The sequence below is a fragment of the Janthinobacterium sp. KBS0711 genome (genome assembly GCF_000988085.1).
GTDB lineage: Bacteria > Pseudomonadota > Gammaproteobacteria > Burkholderiales > Burkholderiaceae_D > Janthinobacterium > Janthinobacterium lividum_E.
This window is the reverse complement of sequence record NZ_LBCO01000014.1, coordinates 61816-77687: the sequence shown is the minus strand read 5'-3', so window position 1 is coordinate 77687 and position 15872 is coordinate 61816. Positions and strand designations below refer to the sequence as shown.

Below are 15872 nucleotides of genomic sequence, written 5' to 3'. Positions count from 1 at the left end.
GCCAGCGGCTTTTGCTTGCGCGTATTGCAAACCGTCTAGGACGCTTCTTCCGGCGCCTGGGTGGCCTTGACGAAGATGGGCGCCACCAGCAGGCCCAGCTCGAACAGCAAACACATCGGTATGGCCAGCGAGAACTGGCTCACGACGTCCGGCGGCGTGACGATGGCGGCAATCACGAAGGCGCCGACGATGATGTAGGGGCGCACTTCCTTGAGTTTCGCAATGGAAACAAGTCCCATGCGCACGAGGATCACCACCACCACGGGCACTTCGAAGGTGGCGCCAAAGGCCAGGCACATCGACATGACGAAATCGAGGTAGTTTTCGATATCGGGCGTGACGGCGATCGACGACGGCGAAAAGTCGCTGATGAAGTGGAAGACGCGGCCAAACACAAAGAAATAGCAAAAGGCCACGCCGGCCATGAAGAGCAGGGAAGACGAGATGACGAGCGGCGCGATCAGACGCTTTTCATGCGTGTACAGGCCGGGCGCGATAAACGCCCACATCTGGTACAGCACCCAGGGCAAGGCGACGATGAAGGCGATCACCAGGGTCACTTTCATCGGCACGAGGAATGGCGAAATAACGCCGGTGGCGATCATTTTCGAGCCGGCCGGCAGCGAGGCGATCATCGGCGCCGCAATAAAATCGTAGATGTGAGAAGGGCCGGGCCAGTAGAACAGCACGGCGCAGACGACGGCGATGCCGATCGAGGCCTTGACCAGGCGGTTGCGCAGCTCGACCAGATGCGAGATAAAAGTTTCTTCCACCGGGGATTTGCTACTCATGAGTAAAAGGAGGAGGAACTGGCGCGCGGACGGAAGCGCGCCACGCGGGCGGCCGCCGACTGCACGTGCAGCTTGCCGCCATGGCGCTGCTTGTACCAGCCAGGGATGGCGGAATTGCGCACCAGCTTCTTGCGGCGGAATTCGCGCGCCTTGCGAGCCAGGTCTTCATTGGTGGCGCGCAGCATGGCTTCATGGGCATCGTGATGCTCATCATACGAACTCGAATCGCCGCGCCAGGCGTTTTCCACCTCGGCCAGATTGCCGGAGATCGAATTTTCCACGCCATGCATGGATTTCTCCACGCTTTGCTTGACGGAATGGGCTGCATCCTGCACTTCCTTCTGCAGGTTTTTCAGCTCTTCCATTTCAATTTCGCGCGAGACTTCGGATTTCACCTGGTTCAGGTAGCGTTGCGCGCGGCCATACAGGGTACCGGCCATGCGTGCCACTCTCGGCAACTTTTCAGGGCCGATGACTATCAACGCAACCACGCCGATGATGGCGATTTTAGAGAGACCGAGATCGATCATAAGCGGACAAGGGCTGTTACCGGACGAGGCAAGCGCCCCGCCACGCTATCAGGACTTGCTTTTCTCTTTCGTCTCGACGTCGATGGTGCTTTTGTCGGCCACTTGCGATGGCGCAGCAGGAGGGGTATTGGCTGCCGGCGCGTCATCGTCGCCCTTGACGCCGTCCTTGAAGCCTTTGACGGCCTTGCCGATATCACCGCCGATATTGCCCAGTTTCTTGGTGCCGAAGACCAGCATCACGATGACCAGAACGATCACCCAGTGCCAAATACTCAATGAACCCATCACATTCTCCTTGCGGGACGGTGCCCGAATAGCATCAACCAATGCCGGTAGTATACACGTGAACCCGGCGCACAGCGAAATCAGTGTTGACCGCGCCAGGGACGGGGACCGCCGTACACGTGCATGTGCAGGTGATACACCTCTTGCCCGCCGTTCGGGCCGCTGTTGATCATGGTCTTGAAGCCGCCGGCAGGCACGCCATCGGCGTCATACGTGACGGCGCAGCCGAACTCGGCAGCGAGTTTCGGCGCCAAACGCAGCAACTTGCCCAGCATGTCCGTATGGCTATCGTCGCAGTCGGACAGGCTGGCCACGTGGCGCTTCGGGATCAGCAGCAGGTGCACGGGCGCGGCCGGGTTGATGTCCTTGAAGGCCAGCAAGTCTTCGTCTTCATACACGATGGTCGAAGGAATTTGTTTTGCAGCAATCTTGCAGAAAATACAGTTATCCACGCACGCTCCAGTAGGTCAGTGTTTGTCTGTTTCGCCGGCGTCGCGCAGCTCGTCCTTGCGCGCCGCCTTTTCTTCCAGGCCGGACAGGCCTTCGCGGCGTGCCAGCTCGTCGAGCACCTGCTGCGGCGTCAGGTCGAACTGCGCCAGCATCACCAGCGAGTGGAACCACAGGTCGGCGCACTCGTACAGGACCTTCGACGGGTCGTTGTCGCGGCGCGCATCCTTGGCGGCCATCACGGTTTCCGTCGCTTCCTCGCCGATTTTTTTCAAAATCGCATCATCGCCCTTGGCAAACAGGCGCGCGACGTACGACGTGGCGGGGTCGCCGCCGTTGGCCAGCTTGCGCGATTCGATCACGGCGGCCAGGCGCTTCAGGGTTTCGCTCATTTGCTCTTGCTTTCCGCGTAAATCGTCTCAGGGTCTTTCAGGACGGGGTCCGTGACTTGCCATTCGCCCGTTTTTTCATCGCCTTCAAATTTCTGGAAGAAACACGAGTGGCGGCCCGTATGGCAGGCGATGCCGCCCGCCTGCTCGATTTTCAGCAAGACCACGTCTTCGTCGCAATCGAGGCGGATTTCCAGCACTTTTTGCGTGTGGCCGGACTCTTCGCCCTTGTGCCACAGTTTCTTGCGCGAACGGCTCCAGTACACGGCTTCGCCCAGTTCCACCGTGCGCGCCAGCGCGTCGCGGTTCATCCAGGCAAACATCAGCACGTCATTGCTGCCCGCTTCCTGCGCGATCACGGGCACCAGGCCGTGCTCGTCCCATTTGACCTTTTTCAGCCACTTGGCATTGCTTGCTACGATGGTTCCGTTTTGCATGTTCTTCTATCCTGCTGATTTTACTGCTTCTGTTTACGCCAGGCGCATGGGGATGCCCTGCTGCGCCATGAAACGTTTGGCTTCCTGCACCGTGTGCTGGCCATAGTGGAAGATGCTGGCGGCCAGCACGGCGTCCGCGCGGCCCACCTTGATGCCATCGACCAGGTCCTGCAAACCGCCCACGCCGCCAGAGGCGATGACGGGGATGCTGACGGCGTCGGACACGCCGCGCGTCAGGCCCAGGTCGAAGCCGACCTTGGTGCCGTCGCGGTCCATGCTGGTAAGCAAGATTTCGCCGGCGCCCAGGCTTTCCATCTTTTTGGCCCACGCGAACGCGTCCAGGCCCGTGGCGGTACGCCCGCCATGCGTAAACACTTCCCACTTGCCGGGCGACACCTGCTTGGCGTCGATGGCGACGACGATGCACTGCGAGCCGTGCTTCTGCGACGCCTCGTACACCAGTTGAGGATTCGTCACGGCCGAGGTGTTGATGCTGACCTTGTCGGCGCCCGCGTTGAGCAACCGGCGCACGTCTTCCACCACGCGCACGCCACCGCCGACGGTCAGCGGAATGAACACTTGCGACGCCACGGCTTCGATGATGTCGAAGATCAGGCCACGGTTGTCGCTGGACGCGGTAATGTCGAGGAAAGTGATTTCGTCGGCGCCCTGCTCGTCATAGCGGCGGGCGATTTCCACCGGATCGCCGGCGTCGCGCAATTCCGTGAAATTGACGCCTTTGACGACGCGGCCATTGGTCACGTCGAGGCAGGGGATGATACGTTTTGCAAGCATGATGGTATCCAGATTGTCGCCAGGCCAGGGCGTGCGCAGGCACGCTCCCGGCCGGGCAGGCTTAAACGGCGGCGTCGGTCAGTTCGTCGGCGCGTTCTTGCGCCTGCGCCAGGTCGATCGTGCCCTCATAGATGGAACGGCCGCAGATGACGCCTTCGATGCCTTCGGCCTGGACCGCGCACAGCGCTTCCACGTCGCCGATATTGTGCAGGCCGCCCGAAGCGATGACGGGGATCTTGACGGCTTGCGCCAGCTTGACGGTGGCGTCGATATTGATGCCGCCCATCATGCCGTCGCGGCCGATGTCCGTGTAGATGATCGATTCGACGCCGTAGGCTTCGAATTTTTTCGCCAGGTCGATCACTTCGTGGCCCGACATCTTGCTCCAGCCATCCGTTGCCACCTTGCCATCCTTGGCATCGAGGCCGACGATGATGTGGCCCGGGAAAGCGCTGCAGGCGTCGTGCAGGAAGCCGGGGCTTTTCACGGCCGCCGTGCCGATGATGATGTAGGTGATGCCGGCGTCGAGGTAACGCTCGATGGTGTCGAGGTCGCGGATACCGCCGCCCAGCTGCACGGGGATTTCCTCGATGTCGTTTTCCACGGCGAAATCTTGCACGGCCTTCAGGATGGCCTTGACGGCGCCTTCGTTCTTCGGCTTGCCGGCAAAAGCGCCGTTCAGGTCGACCAGGTGCAGCCGGCGCGCGCCTTGCATCAGCCAATGGCGGGCCATGTCGGCCGGGTCTTCGGAAAATACGGTGGCAAGTTCCATATCGCCTTGTTTCAGGCGTACGCAGTGACCGTCTTTCAGGTCGATGGCGGGAATGAGCAGCATGGTCAGTGTGGTATCAGAGTGAGTGGGAAGCGAAAAAAAGCCGGATAGCTAACGTTAAGGTTGCCAGTGAACGAAATTCTTGTACAGCTGCAAGCCAGCGGCAGCACTTTTTTCAGGGTGGAACTGTGTGGCGAAAATATTATCACGGGCGACGGCGCAAGCGAACGGCGCACCATAGACAGTCTCGCCCACCGTGTGCAACGCCTCTTGAGGTTGAGCAAAATAGCTGTGCACAAAGTAAAAATACGCGTTGTCGTCGATACCATTCCACATGACATGGGACGCCGTTTGCCGCACTTGGTTCCAGCCCATTTGCGGCACCTTGAAGCGCGAGCCGTCTTCCTGCACTTGGCCATCGAGCTGGAAGCGCACGACTTTGCCTGGCAGCAAGCTCAAACCGGCCGCATCGCCCTCTTCGCTGCCGTCGAACAGCATCTGCTCGCCGATGCACACGCCCAGCACAGGTTTGCTGTCGGCGGCGCGCAGCAGCGCTTCGAGCACGCCCGATTCGCGCAGGCTGCGCATGCAGTCGGGCATGGCGCCCTGGCCAGGCAAGACGATGCGGTCGGCGCTGTCGATGTCTTGCGCCAATCCGGAAATGCGCACGTCGGCTTCGGGCGCCACGGCACGCAACGCTTGCGCCACCGAGCGCAAATTGCCCATGCCGTAATCCACCACCACAATTTTATTCATGTTTGATCTCGGAATCTACAGTGGTTCGCGGGCGCTTACAGGCTGCCCTTGGTCGATGGAATGATGCCGGCCGCGCGCTCGTCGAGCTCGGCAGCCATGCGCAGCGCGCGGCCAAAAGCCTTGAACACGGTTTCGCATTGATGGTGGGCATTCGTGCCGCGCAGGTTGTCGATATGCAAGGTCACGCCCGCATGGTTGACGAAGCCGCGGAAAAATTCCAGCGTCAGGTCGACGTCGAAACCGGCGATCATGGCGCGCGTAAACGGGATGTGGTATTCGATGCCAGGGCGGCCCGAGAAATCGAGCACCACGCGCGACAGCGCCTCGTCCAGCGGCACGTATGCATGGCCGTAGCGGCGGATGCCCTTCTTGTCGCCGATGGCCTTGGCCACGGCCATGCCCAGGGTGATACCCACGTCTTCCACCGTATGGTGGTTGTCGATATGCACGTCGCCCGTCGCTTCGATATCGAGATCGATCAAGCCGTGGCGGGCGATCTGGTCCAGCATATGGTCGAGGAAGGGCACGCCGGTATTGAGCTTTTGCTGGCCCGTGCCGTCCAGGTTGAGGGCGACGCGAACTTGCGTCTCATTGGTGTTGCGCGTGATTTCTGCGGTGCGGTTCATGGGAGGCTCTGGCGGTAGGCTAAACGAGGGATGCCTTGAAGGCATCGTAAAAAAGGGAATTTTCTTCCGGGGTGCTGACGCTGATGCGCAGGCAATTGGCCAGCGCAGCATGCATTTTACTCATATTTTTAATTAAAACCCTGCGGGCAAGCAGTTTTGCGCAAACATCGTCGGAATCAGCCACACGAATCAGAAGAAAATTTGCCTTCGAGGGAAATACCGTCACACCGGGCAGTTCCGCCAGGCGCAGCGCCAGCGCGTCGCGCGCGCTGTTGAGCAAGGCCGCCTGGGCATTCAACACGTCGATGTGATCGAGCGCGAATTCGGCCGCCGCCTGCGTCAGTACATTCACATTGTACGGCGGGCGCACTTTCTCGAATTGCGCCAGCAGGGCCGGCGCGGCCGACATGTAGCCGAGGCGGATGCCGGCCAGGCCCAGTTTCGACACGGTGCGCATCACCACCAGGTTCTCGAACTCGGGCAAACGGCCCATGAAACTGTGCTGCGCGAACGGCTCATATGCTTCGTCGACGACGGCGATGCCCGTGTCGCCCAAGGCGGCCAGGATGCGCTCGATATCGGCGCTGGCAAACAGGTTGCCCGTCGGGTTGTTCGGATACGCGAGGAAGACCAGCGCCGGGCGGTGTTCTTCAATGGCCGCCAGCATGGCCGGCATGTCCAGGCTGAAGTCCGGCAACAAGGGTACGCCGACGAAATCCATGCCGGCAAACTGCGCCGAGCGCGCATACATGACGAAGGCGGGAACGGGCGCCAGCAGCACGGCGCGCTTGCCTGGCTCCTGATGGGCGCACGCCATGGCCAGGATGGAAATGAGTTCATCGGAGCCGTTGCCCAGCATGACATCGTAGCCGGCGGGCACGCCCAGCTTGGCGCAAATGGCCGCCTGCAGGCTGGCGTACGACGGCGGATAGCGGTTCAGCGCCACGCCGGCCAGGCGCGCGCCCAGTTCCTCGCGCAGATGCGGCGGCAGCGGATACGGGTTTTCCATCGCATCGAGTTTGATGTAACCGCTGGCATCGGCGACCTGGTAGCTTTTGACGGCCCGCACATCGGACCGCACGGTGTTGCTGATTAACTGATCGAGGAAAGACATGCTGCAAACACTCCTGATGGAATTAAATGGAGACTAAATGACGACGTCTTCCGGCACGGCGACGCTGCGCGCCTTGCGGGCCGGCGCTTTTTTCACGGCGGGCGGTTTCTTCACGACGGCAGGCTTTTTGGCCGCCACCGGCTTTTTCGCTGCCGCCTTGGCGGCCTTCGGCACGGCCAATGTGGCCGGTTCGGCCAGTTCCTGCGTCAGCGCCGCCAGACGCTGTTCGATGATGGCGCAATAGTCGGCGTTCAATTCAAAGCCGACGAAATCGCGCCCGCAGCGCTTTGCCGCCAGGGCCGTGGTGCCGCTGCCCATGAACAGGTCGAGCACCACGCCGCCGGGCGGGCACGACGCCTTGACCATGCGCTCGATGATTTCGAGCGGCTTTTGCGTCGGGTGGTCGGCCCGTTCCGGGTGTTCCTTGTGCAGGCGCGATACGCTCCACAAGTCTTTCGGGTTGTAGCCCACTTCCAGCCATTTGGCGCCGATGAAGATCGAGCGCGAACGGGCTTTCTTGGTGGCCGCGTCGTAGGCAATGCGCACCGCGTCAAGGTCGAAGTAGTAATCCTTGCGCTTGACGAAGAAGCCGATGGTGTCGTGCACCGATGAAAAGCTGCGCACGCTGCCGCCCATGGACGGCACGCGGCGGTCCCAGATGATTTCATTCATCATCGCCATGCGCTGTTTCAGCATGACGAAGATCTCCGGCGAATAGCGCCAGGTCAAGAAGATATACAGGCTGCCGTTGGCCTTCAGCTTGGGCAGCGCCGCATCGATCCACTCTTCCGTCCAGCGCAGGTAGTCGGCCACCGATTGCTGGTCCGAGGCATTGCCGTAATCCTTGCCCAGGTTGTACGGCGGATCCGTCAGGATCAGGTCCACCGAGCCATCGGGAATGCGCGCCAGCCCCGCCAGCGCATCTTCGCAATAGACCCGGTTGACCCAGTCCGGCTGCTCCGCCAACTTCGTCATGGCTGCGGCTTCAGGCGCAGTTCGGCGCTGCGCGCGTGCGCCTGCAAGCCTTCGCCGTACGCCAGGGTGGCGGCGACACGGCCCAGGGTTTGCGCGCCCGCTTCGCTCACGTAGATGATGGACGAGCGCTTCTGGAAGTCGTACACGCCCAGCGGCGACGAAAAACGCGCCGTGCGCGACGTCGGCAGCACGTGATTGGGACCGCAGCAATAGTCGCCCAGCGATTCGGACGAGAAGCGGCCGAGGAACATGGCGCCCGCGTGGCGGATCTGCTCGGCCCACTGCTGCGGGTTTTCCGCCGAGATTTCCAGGTGCTCGGCCGCGATGGCATTGGCGATCTCGCACGCTTCTTCCATGCTGCGCACCTTGATCAGGGCGCCGCGGTCCACCAGCGAGGTGCTGATGGTGGCCTGGCGCGGCATCGTCGGCAGCAGCTTGGCGATGCTCTCTTCGACTTTGGCGATGTAATCGGCGTCCGGGCACAGCAAAATCGCTTGCGCCAGTTCGTCGTGCTCGGCCTGCGAAAACAGGTCCATGGCCACCCAGTCCGGATCCGTCGTGCCATCGCACAGCACGAGGATTTCGGAAGGCCCGGCAATCATGTCGATGCCGACGATGCCGAACACGCGGCGCTTGGCGGCCGCCACATAAGCGTTGCCGGGACCGACGATCTTGTCCACGGCGGCAATCGTCTGCGTGCCATACGCCAGCGCGCCGACGGCTTGCGCGCCGCCGATGGTGATCACGCGCGTCACGCCGGCGATCGCAGCGGCGGCCAGCACCATCTGGTTTTTCACGCCATCGGGCGTCGGCACCACCATGATGATCTCGCTCACGCCCGCCACGTGCGCGGGAATGGCGTTCATCAGCACGGACGACGGATACGCGGCCTTGCCGCCCGGGACGTAGATGCCGACCCGGTCCAGCGGCGTGATCTTCTGGCCCAGCACCGTGCCATCGGGCTCGGTGTAGGTAAAGCCGCGCAGTTCTTCGCGCTGGCGTTCGTGGAAGGCGCGGATGCGCTGGGCGGCGATCTGCAGCGCCTCGCGCTGGGCCGACGGCAAGCCGTTCAGGGCCGCCTGCAATTCGGCCTGCGAAATATCGAAGGCCGCCATTTCCGCCGCGCCGCCATGCGGGATGCGGTCGAAACGGTTGGTGTATTCCAGTACGGCGGCGTCGCCGCGCGTTTTCACGTCGGCCAGGATTTTTGCGACCGACGTTTCAATCGCCGCATCGGCCCCCTCCTCGAACGCCAGCAAGGTGTCGAGCGATTGTTGGAAACCATCCTGGCTTGAATCGAGCTTGCGTATCTGTATCGGCATAATCGGCTTTCTGCTACTGAATGTCTAGGCTTGCGAAGCGCGTTCAAACGCCTCGATAATCGGCTGCAAGCGCTCGCGCTTGAGCTTGAGCGCAGCCTGGTTGACCACCAGGCGCGACGAAATTTCCATGATGTGCTCGACCTCGACGAGGTTGTTCGCGCGCAGGGTGCTGCCCGTGCTGACCAGGTCGACGATGGCGTCGGACAAACCGACCAAAGGCGCCAGCTCCATCGAGCCATACAGCTTGATCAGGTCGACGTGCACGCCCTTGGCGGCGAAGTGCTCGCGCGCCGTGTGCACGAACTTGGTGGCCACGCGCAAGCGCGCGCCCTGGTGCACGGCCTTTTCGTAGTCAAAACCGGCCTGCACCGCCACCGACATGCGGCAGGCGGCGATATTCAGGTCGATCGGCTGGTACAGGCCTTCGCCGCCGTGTTCGAGCAAGACATCCTTGCCCGCCACGCCGAAATCGGCCGCGCCGTACTGCACGTAGGTCGGCACGTCGCTGGCGCGCACGATGATGACGCGCACGTTCGGATCGTTGGTGGCCAAAATCAGCTTGCGCGAGGTCTCCGGGTTTTCCAGCACCTTGATACCGGCCGCCTCCAGCAGCGGCATGGTGTCCTCAAAAATACGGCCTTTCGAGAGCGCCAAGATCAGCTGGGAGCTGTCACCGTTGTTCGATCCGTTCATGCTCGTTCCTTGTTATTTGATGCGTACGATGTTCGCGCCGACGGCCGACAGTTTCACTTCCATGCGGTCGTAGCCGCGGTCGAGGTGATAGATGCGGTCGATCAGGGTTTCGCCATCGGCGGCCAGGGCCGCGATCACCAGCGACGCCGACGCGCGCAAGTCCGTCGCCATCACGGGCGCGCCGCGCAGCTGCTTGACGCCGGCGATGATGGCCGTGTTGCCCTCGATGGTGATGTCGGCGCCCAGGCGATTCATTTCCTGCACGTGCATGAAGCGGTTTTCGAAAATCGTCTCGGTGACGCGGCTGGCGCCATTCGCGATGGTGTTCACCGCCATGAACTGCGCCTGCATGTCAGTCGGGAAGCCCGGGTATTCCGTCGTGCGGAAGCTGACGGGGTTCGGGCGGGCCGACATCTCGGCGCGGATCCAGTCGGCGCCGAAGGTCATCGTCAGGCCCATGGCGCGCAGCTTGTCGAGCGCCGAGTCGAGGATATCGGTGCGCACGTTGCGCAGGGTGATATCGCCGCCGGTGGCCGCCACGGCGCACAGGAAGGTACCCGTTTCGATACGGTCGGCGATCACCGCGTGCGAGGCGCCGTGCAAGGCGTCCACGCCCTGGATCACCAGGCGGCTGGTGCCGATGCCGTCTATCTTCGCGCCCATGGCCACCAGCAGGTGGGCCAGGTCCGTCACTTCCGGTTCGCAGGCGGCGTTTTCCAGGATGGTCTCGCCTTCGGCCAGGGTCGCGGCCATCAGCAGGTTCTCGGTGCCGGTGACGGTGATCATGTCGGTGACGATGCGCGCGCCTTTGAGCTTGGCGCACTTGGCGTAGATGTAGCCCGCTTCGATGCGGATCTCGGCGCCCAGCGCTTCCAGGCCCTTGATGTGCTGGTCGACGGGACGCGAACCGATGGCGCAGCCGCCCGGCAGCGAGACCTTGGCTTCGCCGAAGCGCGCCAGCATGGGACCGAGCACGAGGATCGAGGCGCGCATGGTTTTCACCAGTTCATACGGCGCTTCCAGGGTGTCGATGGCGCTGCCGTTGAGGACCACGCGGTCGCCGTCCTGTTGCACTTTCAGGCCAGTCTGACCCAGCAGTTTCAGCATCGTGGCCACGTCGTGCAGATGCGGCACGTTGGTCAGGTCCAGGTCGCCCGCGGTCAGCAGGCCCGCGCACAGAATGGGCAGGGCGGCGTTTTTCGCGCCGGAGATGGCGATGTCGCCGTTCAGGCGGTTGCCGCCGTTGATGAGGAGCTTGTCCATGTGCTTATCCTTGGAATTCTTCAGGTGTCAGGGTTTTCATCGACAGCGCGTGGATTTCTTCGCGCATGCGGTCGCCCAGCGCCGCGTAGACGATCTGGTGGCGGGCGATCAGGCGCTTGCCGGCAAACGCGGGCGAGACGATCACGGCCTGGAAGTGCTGGCCATCGCCCTCCACTTCGAGGTGCGTGCATTCGAGGCCGGCCGACAGATAGCCGTGGATCAGTTCTGGAGTGGTGGTCACGATAAGTCCTTGATATTGAATAATGTAGTGATGTGATATGCCGCAATCAACGGCGCAATTAGTGTCGCAGTCGGTAGCCGCTTTTCAGCAGGCGGATCGACGCCAGCGCCAGGATCACGAGGAAGCCGGCGACGATGGAAAGGCTGAGCCACGGGCTGACGTCGGACACGCCGAAGAAGCCGTAGCGGAAGCCGTCGATCATGTAAAAGAAGGGGTTCAGATGCGACACCGTCTGCCAGAAGGCGGGGAGCGAATGGATCGAATAGAACACGCCCGACAAAAAGGTGGCCGGCATGATCAGGAAGTTCTGGAAGGCGGCCAGCTGGTCGAATTTCTCGGCCCAGATGCCGGCGATCAAGCCCATGGTGCCCAGCATGGCGGCGCCGAGAAACGCGAAGACAACGATCCACAGCGGCGCGACAAACGACAGGTCGGCAAACCAGCAGGTGATGGCGAACACGCCAAAGCCCACGGCCAGGCCGCGCGCGACGGAAGCGAGTACATACGCCGAGAAGATTTCCCAGTGCGACAGGGGCGTCAGCAGCACGAACACCAGGTTGCCCGTGATCTTCGACTGGATCAGCGAGGACGAGGAATTGGCAAACGCGTTTTGCAGCACGCTCATCATCACCAGGCCGGGAATCAGAAAGGCCGTGTAGCTGACGCCGGGGCTCGGCTCGACGCGGCCGTCGAGCACATGGCCGAACACCAGCAGGTACAGCATCGACGTGAGCACGGGCGCGGCCACGGTTTGCGTCGCCACTTTCCAGAAGCGCAGCGTCTCTTTGTAGACGAGGGTGCGAAATCCTGTCGAAATCATACGGTACCTTTATCCATGATCTGCAAGAAGATATCTTCCAGGTCGGCTTGTTGCAATTGCATTTCATCGATCTCGGCGCCCGCTTCGCGCAGGCGGGCGAGGATTTTCTCGACTTCGCTGTATTCGTTGACGCGCAGGCTGAACTTGTTCGGCGCCCGCGGTTCTTCCGCATGCAGCACCAGGTGCCGCAGGTCGTCCGGCAGGCTGCCGTTTTTGAGGTGCACCTGCAGCTGCGAGCCGGCGATGCGGCGGATCAGGGCCGACATGGTGTCGAGCGCCACCACCTTGCCCGTCTTCAGCATGGCCACGCGCTGGCACATGGCTTGCGCCTCTTCCAGGTAGTGCGTGGTCAAGACGACCGTGTGGCCGCCTTCGCGGTTCAGGCGCGAGATGAACTTCCACAAGGTCTGACGCAGTTCCACGTCGACGCCGGCCGTCGGTTCATCGAGCACGATGACGGGCGGCTTGTGCACCAGCGCCTGCGCCACGAGCACGCGGCGCTTCATGCCGCCGGACAGGGCGCGCATGTTCGTGTCAGCCTTGCCGGTCAGGTCGAGGTTTTCCATGACCTCGTCGATCCACTTGTCGTTGTTCGGCAGGCCGAAATAACCGGACTGCAGGCGCAGGGTTTCGCGCACGGTGAAAAACGGATCGAACACCAGTTCCTGCGGCACCACGCCCAGGTTGCGGCGCGCGTTGCGGAAGTCCTTGACCACGTCGTGGCCATGGATCTTGACGGTGCCCGCGTCGGGGCGTATCAAGCCGGCGATGATGGAAATGAGGGTGGTCTTGCCTGCGCCGTTGGGACCGAGCAGGCCGAAAAACTCGCCTTCTTCGATGGCCAGCGACACGCCGCCCAGCGCCTTGAGCGATTTATAGCTCTTTTCTACATTCGTTATTTGAATTGCGGTCATGTGCTTGTTTCAAGTGTAATGCGTCTGGTGTGATGCGCCAGTTGCCGGAGACATCCAGGCCGGCAGGCCGGTGCAGGGCGCCACCTTCAGGCGAGGACGGCGCAACAGTCAATTATAGTTGGAAAATTCGTGGAACACTTGGAGATCAATCCGGCGACGCTGCTGGCCTGCCGGCTTGAAAGCTACTGCTGATGCGGGGAGTGGGACAGGATCAATGATGATGCAGGTCGGACGGGCTGCGTTCGGCGTGGCCGCCGGCGCTGCCGCAGTCGTCGGCGCTCAAGGTGCTCGAGACGAGCGAGCAGACGCCATACAGCTTGGTGAGGTTTTTCAGGTTGTTCGGCAGGTTTTTCAGCTCCAGCACGGCGCCGGCGTCCTGCGCGGCGCGCTGCCACGTCAGCATGACGGAAACGGCGGCCGAATCGACGGCCTTGACGTTGCGCAAGTCGAACTTCGTCTGACCCGAGCGGATGGCGTCCAGACCCTGCTCCAATGCCGAAGTGGCATTGTGCACGGTCAGGGAAGTCAGGGACTGCAAGGTGTCGAGAGAGTCGGGCATGGCGTCGGGCTGCGCTGGTCTGGAGCTGGGTCAGGAGCTATATGATAGCCGATTATTTGGCTTTGGCAGCGGGACGGCTGGCCAGGGCCTTGTTTTTTGCCTGCAAGGTCTTGATCAGGCCATCAATGCCGCCCTTGCTGATCTCGCTGGCAAAGCTGCTTTTGTACGTTTCCACCAGCCACGCGCCCAGCACGTTGATGTCATAGATCTTCCAGCCGGACGGGGTTTTCGCCACGCGGTAGTTCAGGGGCACGGGTTCGCCGCGCGCCACGTTCACCTGCGAACGCACTTCCACTTCCGTGTCGGCCGGGTCGGCGCGCAGCGGCTTGAATTCCACCGTTTCGTTCTTGATCTGCGACAGGGCGCCCGAGTACGTGTAGATCAGCAGGGTACGGAATTCCGCAGCCAGCTGCTTTTGCTGGTCAGGCGTGGCGTCGCGCCAGTGGCGGCCGGCGGCCAGCGACGTCATGCGCTGGAAATCCACGTACGGCAAGATCTTGCTTTCCACCAATTCGGTGACGCGCTTGATGTCGCCAGCCTGGATGCCCTTGTCGGCCTTGGCCGTGTCGATCACGTCCTGGCTGATGCGTTTGACCAGGACGTCCGGCGCTTCGACAGCAGGGGCGGCCTGGGCGGCGGTGGCAAAGGCGATGGTGGCCATCGCCAGCAGTTGTTTCATCAATTTCATGGTTTTACCTTTCATGGTGTTGCTATGCACCGGCTGGCGTTGATCGCAGCCGTGGTGTTCTTGCGTCCAGTTTACTCCTGCGGCTTTGCCTCGGAAGCAACGGTATTGCTACCAGATGTTACGAGATCCGCAGGCGCCAGCACGGCGGCGGCCGTCGCCGCAGGCGCGTCATTGGCAGGCTGCGGTTTTGCCTCGTACTCCGGCTCGTAATCGCTGGTGTCGTTTTTTGGCACTTTGCGGTCGCGGCGGTCCGTATCGCCATCGAAAACCTTGCTTTCGCGCGCCTGCAGGAAACCGTCGCGGATGAATTCATAACGGTCCAGCGCGGCCGCTTCCATCAAATTGGTCGCGTCGAGCAGCGCGGCGCGCTTGTCGACCACGCGCGTCACGGTGCCGATATTGCGCACATTGACCGGATCCTTGTAGCGCCATGGGTCGCCCGCGATATCGAGCGGCAGGGCCGCCGTGTCGCGCACGGTCGACGGACCCAGCAGCGGCAGCATCACGTACGGACCCGACTGGACGCCATACCAGCCCAGGGTCTGGCCAAAGTCTTCGTTATGCTTCGGAATGCCGGCCTGCGAGGCGATGTCGATCAGGCCGAAGATACCGAAAGTCGAGTTCATGCTGACGCGCACGACGTCTTGCAAGCCCGCTTCACCCTTGCCTTGCAGCAAGTTGTTCACGGCGCTCCACACATCGGACAAGTTGCCGAAGAAGTTGCCCACGCCCGTTTGCACGAACGATGGCGTCACCTTCTTGTAGGCCGTGGCGACTGGCTTCAAGGCCACCTGGTCGACGGTGTCGTTGAACTTGAACATCGCGCGGTTATACCCTTCCAGCGGGTCGCGCGGATTGGTGCCGGTGGCGCAAGCACTCACGCTGGCGGCGATGGCCAGGGCCAGGCCGATACGCGCCAGGCTGCCTTGGGATTGTTTGGTCGACTCGCTCATTTGCTGTCCTTTCCTTCCGCTGCCTTGCTGTAGATGAACTGATTGATCAGGTCTTCCAGCACTGTGGCCGATTGAGTACGGGCGATCTTGTCGCCCTCTGCCAGGTTCGCCAGATCGCCGCCTGCTTCCAGGCCGATATATTGCTCACCCAGCAAACCGGCCGTCAAAATCTTGGCCGAGCTGTCTTTCGGAAATTTGTAGCCATCTTCGATGTCGAGTTTCACCAGCGCCTGGTAGGTCTTGTCGTCAAAGACGATTTCCGAGACCCGGCCCACCACCACGCCAGCGCCCTTGACGGGCGCCTGCGGCTTGAGGCCGCCAATATTGTCGAACTTGGCACTAATGGTATACGTCTTGCTGAAAGACAGCGAGCTCATATTGCCGGCCTTGAGCGCCAGAAACATCAATGCCGCCACACCCAGCAAGACGAACAAGCCGACCCAGACATCCAAAGATTTACGTTGCATAAACAATCCTAAATAATTTTTACTTGCCGCCACCT

The 15872-nt window shown here is 61.8% G+C and carries 22 protein-coding genes; all 22 read right to left on the bottom strand.

The window, feature by feature from the left end:
• Nucleotides 1-35 precede the first annotated feature (35 nt).
• A complete protein-coding gene (gene tatC / locus VM94_RS09035; protein WP_035823092.1) occupies nucleotides 36-791 on the bottom strand; it encodes a twin-arginine translocase subunit TatC in 756 nt (251 codons plus the stop codon).
• Nucleotides 788-1321, bottom strand: coding sequence for a Sec-independent protein translocase protein TatB (gene tatB / locus VM94_RS09030; protein ID WP_046683198.1), 534 nt, complete (start codon nucleotides 1319-1321; stop codon nucleotides 788-790). The genes tatC and tatB overlap by 4 nt, the downstream gene beginning before the upstream one ends.
• Before the next feature lie 48 nt (nucleotides 1322-1369).
• Nucleotides 1370-1606, bottom strand: a complete 237-nt coding sequence (gene tatA / locus VM94_RS09025) for a Sec-independent protein translocase subunit TatA (RefSeq protein WP_046683197.1) — start codon at nucleotides 1604-1606, stop codon at nucleotides 1370-1372.
• Nucleotides 1607-1686: 80 nt separating this feature from the next.
• Nucleotides 1687-2058: a histidine triad nucleotide-binding protein gene (locus VM94_RS09020; protein WP_046683196.1), complete on the bottom strand. Its 372-nt coding sequence runs from the start codon at nucleotides 2056-2058 to the stop codon at nucleotides 1687-1689.
• Between the two features lie 15 nt (nucleotides 2059-2073).
• The gene (locus tag VM94_RS09015) at nucleotides 2074-2445 is read right to left on the bottom strand and encodes a phosphoribosyl-ATP diphosphatase (protein ID WP_034753849.1); all 372 of its coding nucleotides are present in this window, start codon (nucleotides 2443-2445) and stop codon (nucleotides 2074-2076) included.
• The gene (gene hisI / locus VM94_RS09010; protein WP_034753847.1) at nucleotides 2442-2879 is read right to left on the bottom strand and encodes a phosphoribosyl-AMP cyclohydrolase; all 438 of its coding nucleotides are present in this window, start codon (nucleotides 2877-2879) and stop codon (nucleotides 2442-2444) included. Before hisI ends, VM94_RS09015 begins: the two co-directional genes overlap by 4 nt.
• 33 nt (nucleotides 2880-2912) lie before the next feature.
• Complete coding sequence (gene hisF, locus VM94_RS09005; RefSeq protein ID WP_035823098.1) at nucleotides 2913-3674, bottom strand: imidazole glycerol phosphate synthase subunit HisF; 762 nt, start codon at nucleotides 3672-3674, stop codon at nucleotides 2913-2915.
• 61 nt (nucleotides 3675-3735) lie between these two features.
• Entirely contained in the window at nucleotides 3736-4509 is a 774-nt protein-coding gene (gene hisA / locus VM94_RS09000; RefSeq protein ID WP_034753842.1) for a 1-(5-phosphoribosyl)-5-[(5-phosphoribosylamino)methylideneamino]imidazole-4-carboxamide isomerase, read from the bottom strand.
• Nucleotides 4510-4563: 54 nt separating this feature from the next.
• Complete coding sequence (gene hisH, locus VM94_RS08995; protein ID WP_082127639.1) at nucleotides 4564-5202, bottom strand: imidazole glycerol phosphate synthase subunit HisH; 639 nt, start codon at nucleotides 5200-5202, stop codon at nucleotides 4564-4566.
• 35 nt (nucleotides 5203-5237) lie between these two features.
• Nucleotides 5238-5828, bottom strand: a complete 591-nt coding sequence (hisB, locus tag VM94_RS08990) for an imidazoleglycerol-phosphate dehydratase HisB (RefSeq protein WP_010402123.1) — start codon at nucleotides 5826-5828, stop codon at nucleotides 5238-5240.
• Between the two features lie 19 nt (nucleotides 5829-5847).
• A complete protein-coding gene (hisC, locus tag VM94_RS08985; RefSeq protein WP_046683195.1) occupies nucleotides 5848-6942 on the bottom strand; it encodes a histidinol-phosphate transaminase in 1095 nt (364 codons plus the stop codon).
• Between the two features lie 33 nt (nucleotides 6943-6975).
• The gene (locus tag VM94_RS08980) at nucleotides 6976-7917 is read right to left on the bottom strand and encodes a DNA-methyltransferase (RefSeq protein ID WP_046683194.1); all 942 of its coding nucleotides are present in this window, start codon (nucleotides 7915-7917) and stop codon (nucleotides 6976-6978) included.
• Nucleotides 7914-9239, bottom strand: coding sequence for a histidinol dehydrogenase (gene hisD / locus VM94_RS08975; protein WP_046683193.1), 1326 nt, complete (start codon nucleotides 9237-9239; stop codon nucleotides 7914-7916). Before hisD ends, VM94_RS08980 begins: the two co-directional genes overlap by 4 nt.
• A gap of 24 nt (nucleotides 9240-9263) precedes the next feature.
• A complete protein-coding gene (gene hisG, locus VM94_RS08970; protein ID WP_034753828.1) occupies nucleotides 9264-9932 on the bottom strand; it encodes an ATP phosphoribosyltransferase in 669 nt (222 codons plus the stop codon).
• 12 nt (nucleotides 9933-9944) lie between these two features.
• Nucleotides 9945-11195, bottom strand: coding sequence for a UDP-N-acetylglucosamine 1-carboxyvinyltransferase (gene murA / locus VM94_RS08965; protein WP_046683192.1), 1251 nt, complete (start codon nucleotides 11193-11195; stop codon nucleotides 9945-9947).
• A 4-nt stretch (nucleotides 11196-11199) separates the two neighbouring features.
• Nucleotides 11200-11436 (bottom strand): BolA family protein, encoded by a 237-nt coding sequence (locus tag VM94_RS08960; protein ID WP_010402134.1) that lies wholly within the window; start codon nucleotides 11434-11436, stop codon nucleotides 11200-11202.
• Nucleotides 11437-11494: 58 nt separating this feature from the next.
• Nucleotides 11495-12256, bottom strand: coding sequence for an ABC transporter permease (locus VM94_RS08955; protein ID WP_034753822.1), 762 nt, complete (start codon nucleotides 12254-12256; stop codon nucleotides 11495-11497).
• The gene (locus tag VM94_RS08950; protein ID WP_046683191.1) at nucleotides 12253-13170 is read right to left on the bottom strand and encodes an ABC transporter ATP-binding protein; all 918 of its coding nucleotides are present in this window, start codon (nucleotides 13168-13170) and stop codon (nucleotides 12253-12255) included. The genes VM94_RS08955 and VM94_RS08950 overlap by 4 nt, the downstream gene beginning before the upstream one ends.
• Before the next feature lie 211 nt (nucleotides 13171-13381).
• Entirely contained in the window at nucleotides 13382-13729 is a 348-nt protein-coding gene (locus VM94_RS08945) for an STAS domain-containing protein (RefSeq protein ID WP_046683190.1), read from the bottom strand.
• 52 nt (nucleotides 13730-13781) lie between these two features.
• Nucleotides 13782-14417: an MlaC/ttg2D family ABC transporter substrate-binding protein gene (locus VM94_RS08940; protein ID WP_046683189.1), complete on the bottom strand. Its 636-nt coding sequence runs from the start codon at nucleotides 14415-14417 to the stop codon at nucleotides 13782-13784.
• Between the two features lie 71 nt (nucleotides 14418-14488).
• Entirely contained in the window at nucleotides 14489-15370 is an 882-nt protein-coding gene (locus VM94_RS08935; RefSeq protein WP_046683188.1) for an MlaA family lipoprotein, read from the bottom strand.
• Nucleotides 15367-15837, bottom strand: a complete 471-nt coding sequence (mlaD, locus tag VM94_RS08930) for an outer membrane lipid asymmetry maintenance protein MlaD (RefSeq protein ID WP_034753810.1) — start codon at nucleotides 15835-15837, stop codon at nucleotides 15367-15369. The genes VM94_RS08935 and mlaD overlap by 4 nt, the downstream gene beginning before the upstream one ends.
• Nucleotides 15838-15872: the final 35 nt, after the last annotated feature.

Bases quoted from the DNA above. Each gene is read 5' to 3' on its own strand.
- tatC (WP_035823092.1), bottom strand. From the start codon at position 791: ATGAGTAGCAAATCCCCGGTGGAAGAAACTTTTATCTCGCATCTGGTC.
- hisC (WP_046683195.1), bottom strand. From the start codon at position 6,942: ATGTCTTTCCTCGATCAGTTAATCAGCAACACCGTGCGGTCCGATGTG.
- hisI (WP_034753847.1), bottom strand. From the start codon at position 2,879: ATGCAAAACGGAACCATCGTAGCAAGCAATGCCAAGTGGCTGAAAAAG.
- hisH (WP_082127639.1), bottom strand. From the start codon at position 5,202: ATGAATAAAATTGTGGTGGTGGATTACGGCATGGGCAATTTGCGCTCG.
- hisB (WP_010402123.1), bottom strand. From the start codon at position 5,828: ATGAACCGCACCGCAGAAATCACGCGCAACACCAATGAGACGCAAGTT.
- mlaD (WP_034753810.1), bottom strand. From the start codon at position 15,837: ATGCAACGTAAATCTTTGGATGTCTGGGTCGGCTTGTTCGTCTTGCTG.
- VM94_RS08980 (WP_046683194.1), bottom strand. From the start codon at position 7,917: ATGACGAAGTTGGCGGAGCAGCCGGACTGGGTCAACCGGGTCTATTGC.
- VM94_RS08945 (WP_046683190.1), bottom strand. From the start codon at position 13,729: ATGCCCGACTCTCTCGACACCTTGCAGTCCCTGACTTCCCTGACCGTG.
- tatB (WP_046683198.1), bottom strand. From the start codon at position 1,321: ATGATCGATCTCGGTCTCTCTAAAATCGCCATCATCGGCGTGGTTGCG.
- hisG (WP_034753828.1), bottom strand. From the start codon at position 9,932: ATGAACGGATCGAACAACGGTGACAGCTCCCAGCTGATCTTGGCGCTC.
- VM94_RS09015 (WP_034753849.1), bottom strand. From the start codon at position 2,445: ATGAGCGAAACCCTGAAGCGCCTGGCCGCCGTGATCGAATCGCGCAAG.
- VM94_RS08950 (WP_046683191.1), bottom strand. From the start codon at position 13,170: ATGACCGCAATTCAAATAACGAATGTAGAAAAGAGCTATAAATCGCTC.
- hisD (WP_046683193.1), bottom strand. From the start codon at position 9,239: ATGCCGATACAGATACGCAAGCTCGATTCAAGCCAGGATGGTTTCCAA.
- murA (WP_046683192.1), bottom strand. From the start codon at position 11,195: ATGGACAAGCTCCTCATCAACGGCGGCAACCGCCTGAACGGCGACATC.
- VM94_RS08935 (WP_046683188.1), bottom strand. From the start codon at position 15,370: ATGAGCGAGTCGACCAAACAATCCCAAGGCAGCCTGGCGCGTATCGGC.
- hisF (WP_035823098.1), bottom strand. From the start codon at position 3,674: ATGCTTGCAAAACGTATCATCCCCTGCCTCGACGTGACCAATGGCCGC.
- hisA (WP_034753842.1), bottom strand. From the start codon at position 4,509: ATGCTGCTCATTCCCGCCATCGACCTGAAAGACGGTCACTGCGTACGC.
- tatA (WP_046683197.1), bottom strand. From the start codon at position 1,606: ATGGGTTCATTGAGTATTTGGCACTGGGTGATCGTTCTGGTCATCGTG.
- VM94_RS08940 (WP_046683189.1), bottom strand. From the start codon at position 14,417: ATGAAATTGATGAAACAACTGCTGGCGATGGCCACCATCGCCTTTGCC.
- VM94_RS08955 (WP_034753822.1), bottom strand. From the start codon at position 12,256: ATGATTTCGACAGGATTTCGCACCCTCGTCTACAAAGAGACGCTGCGC.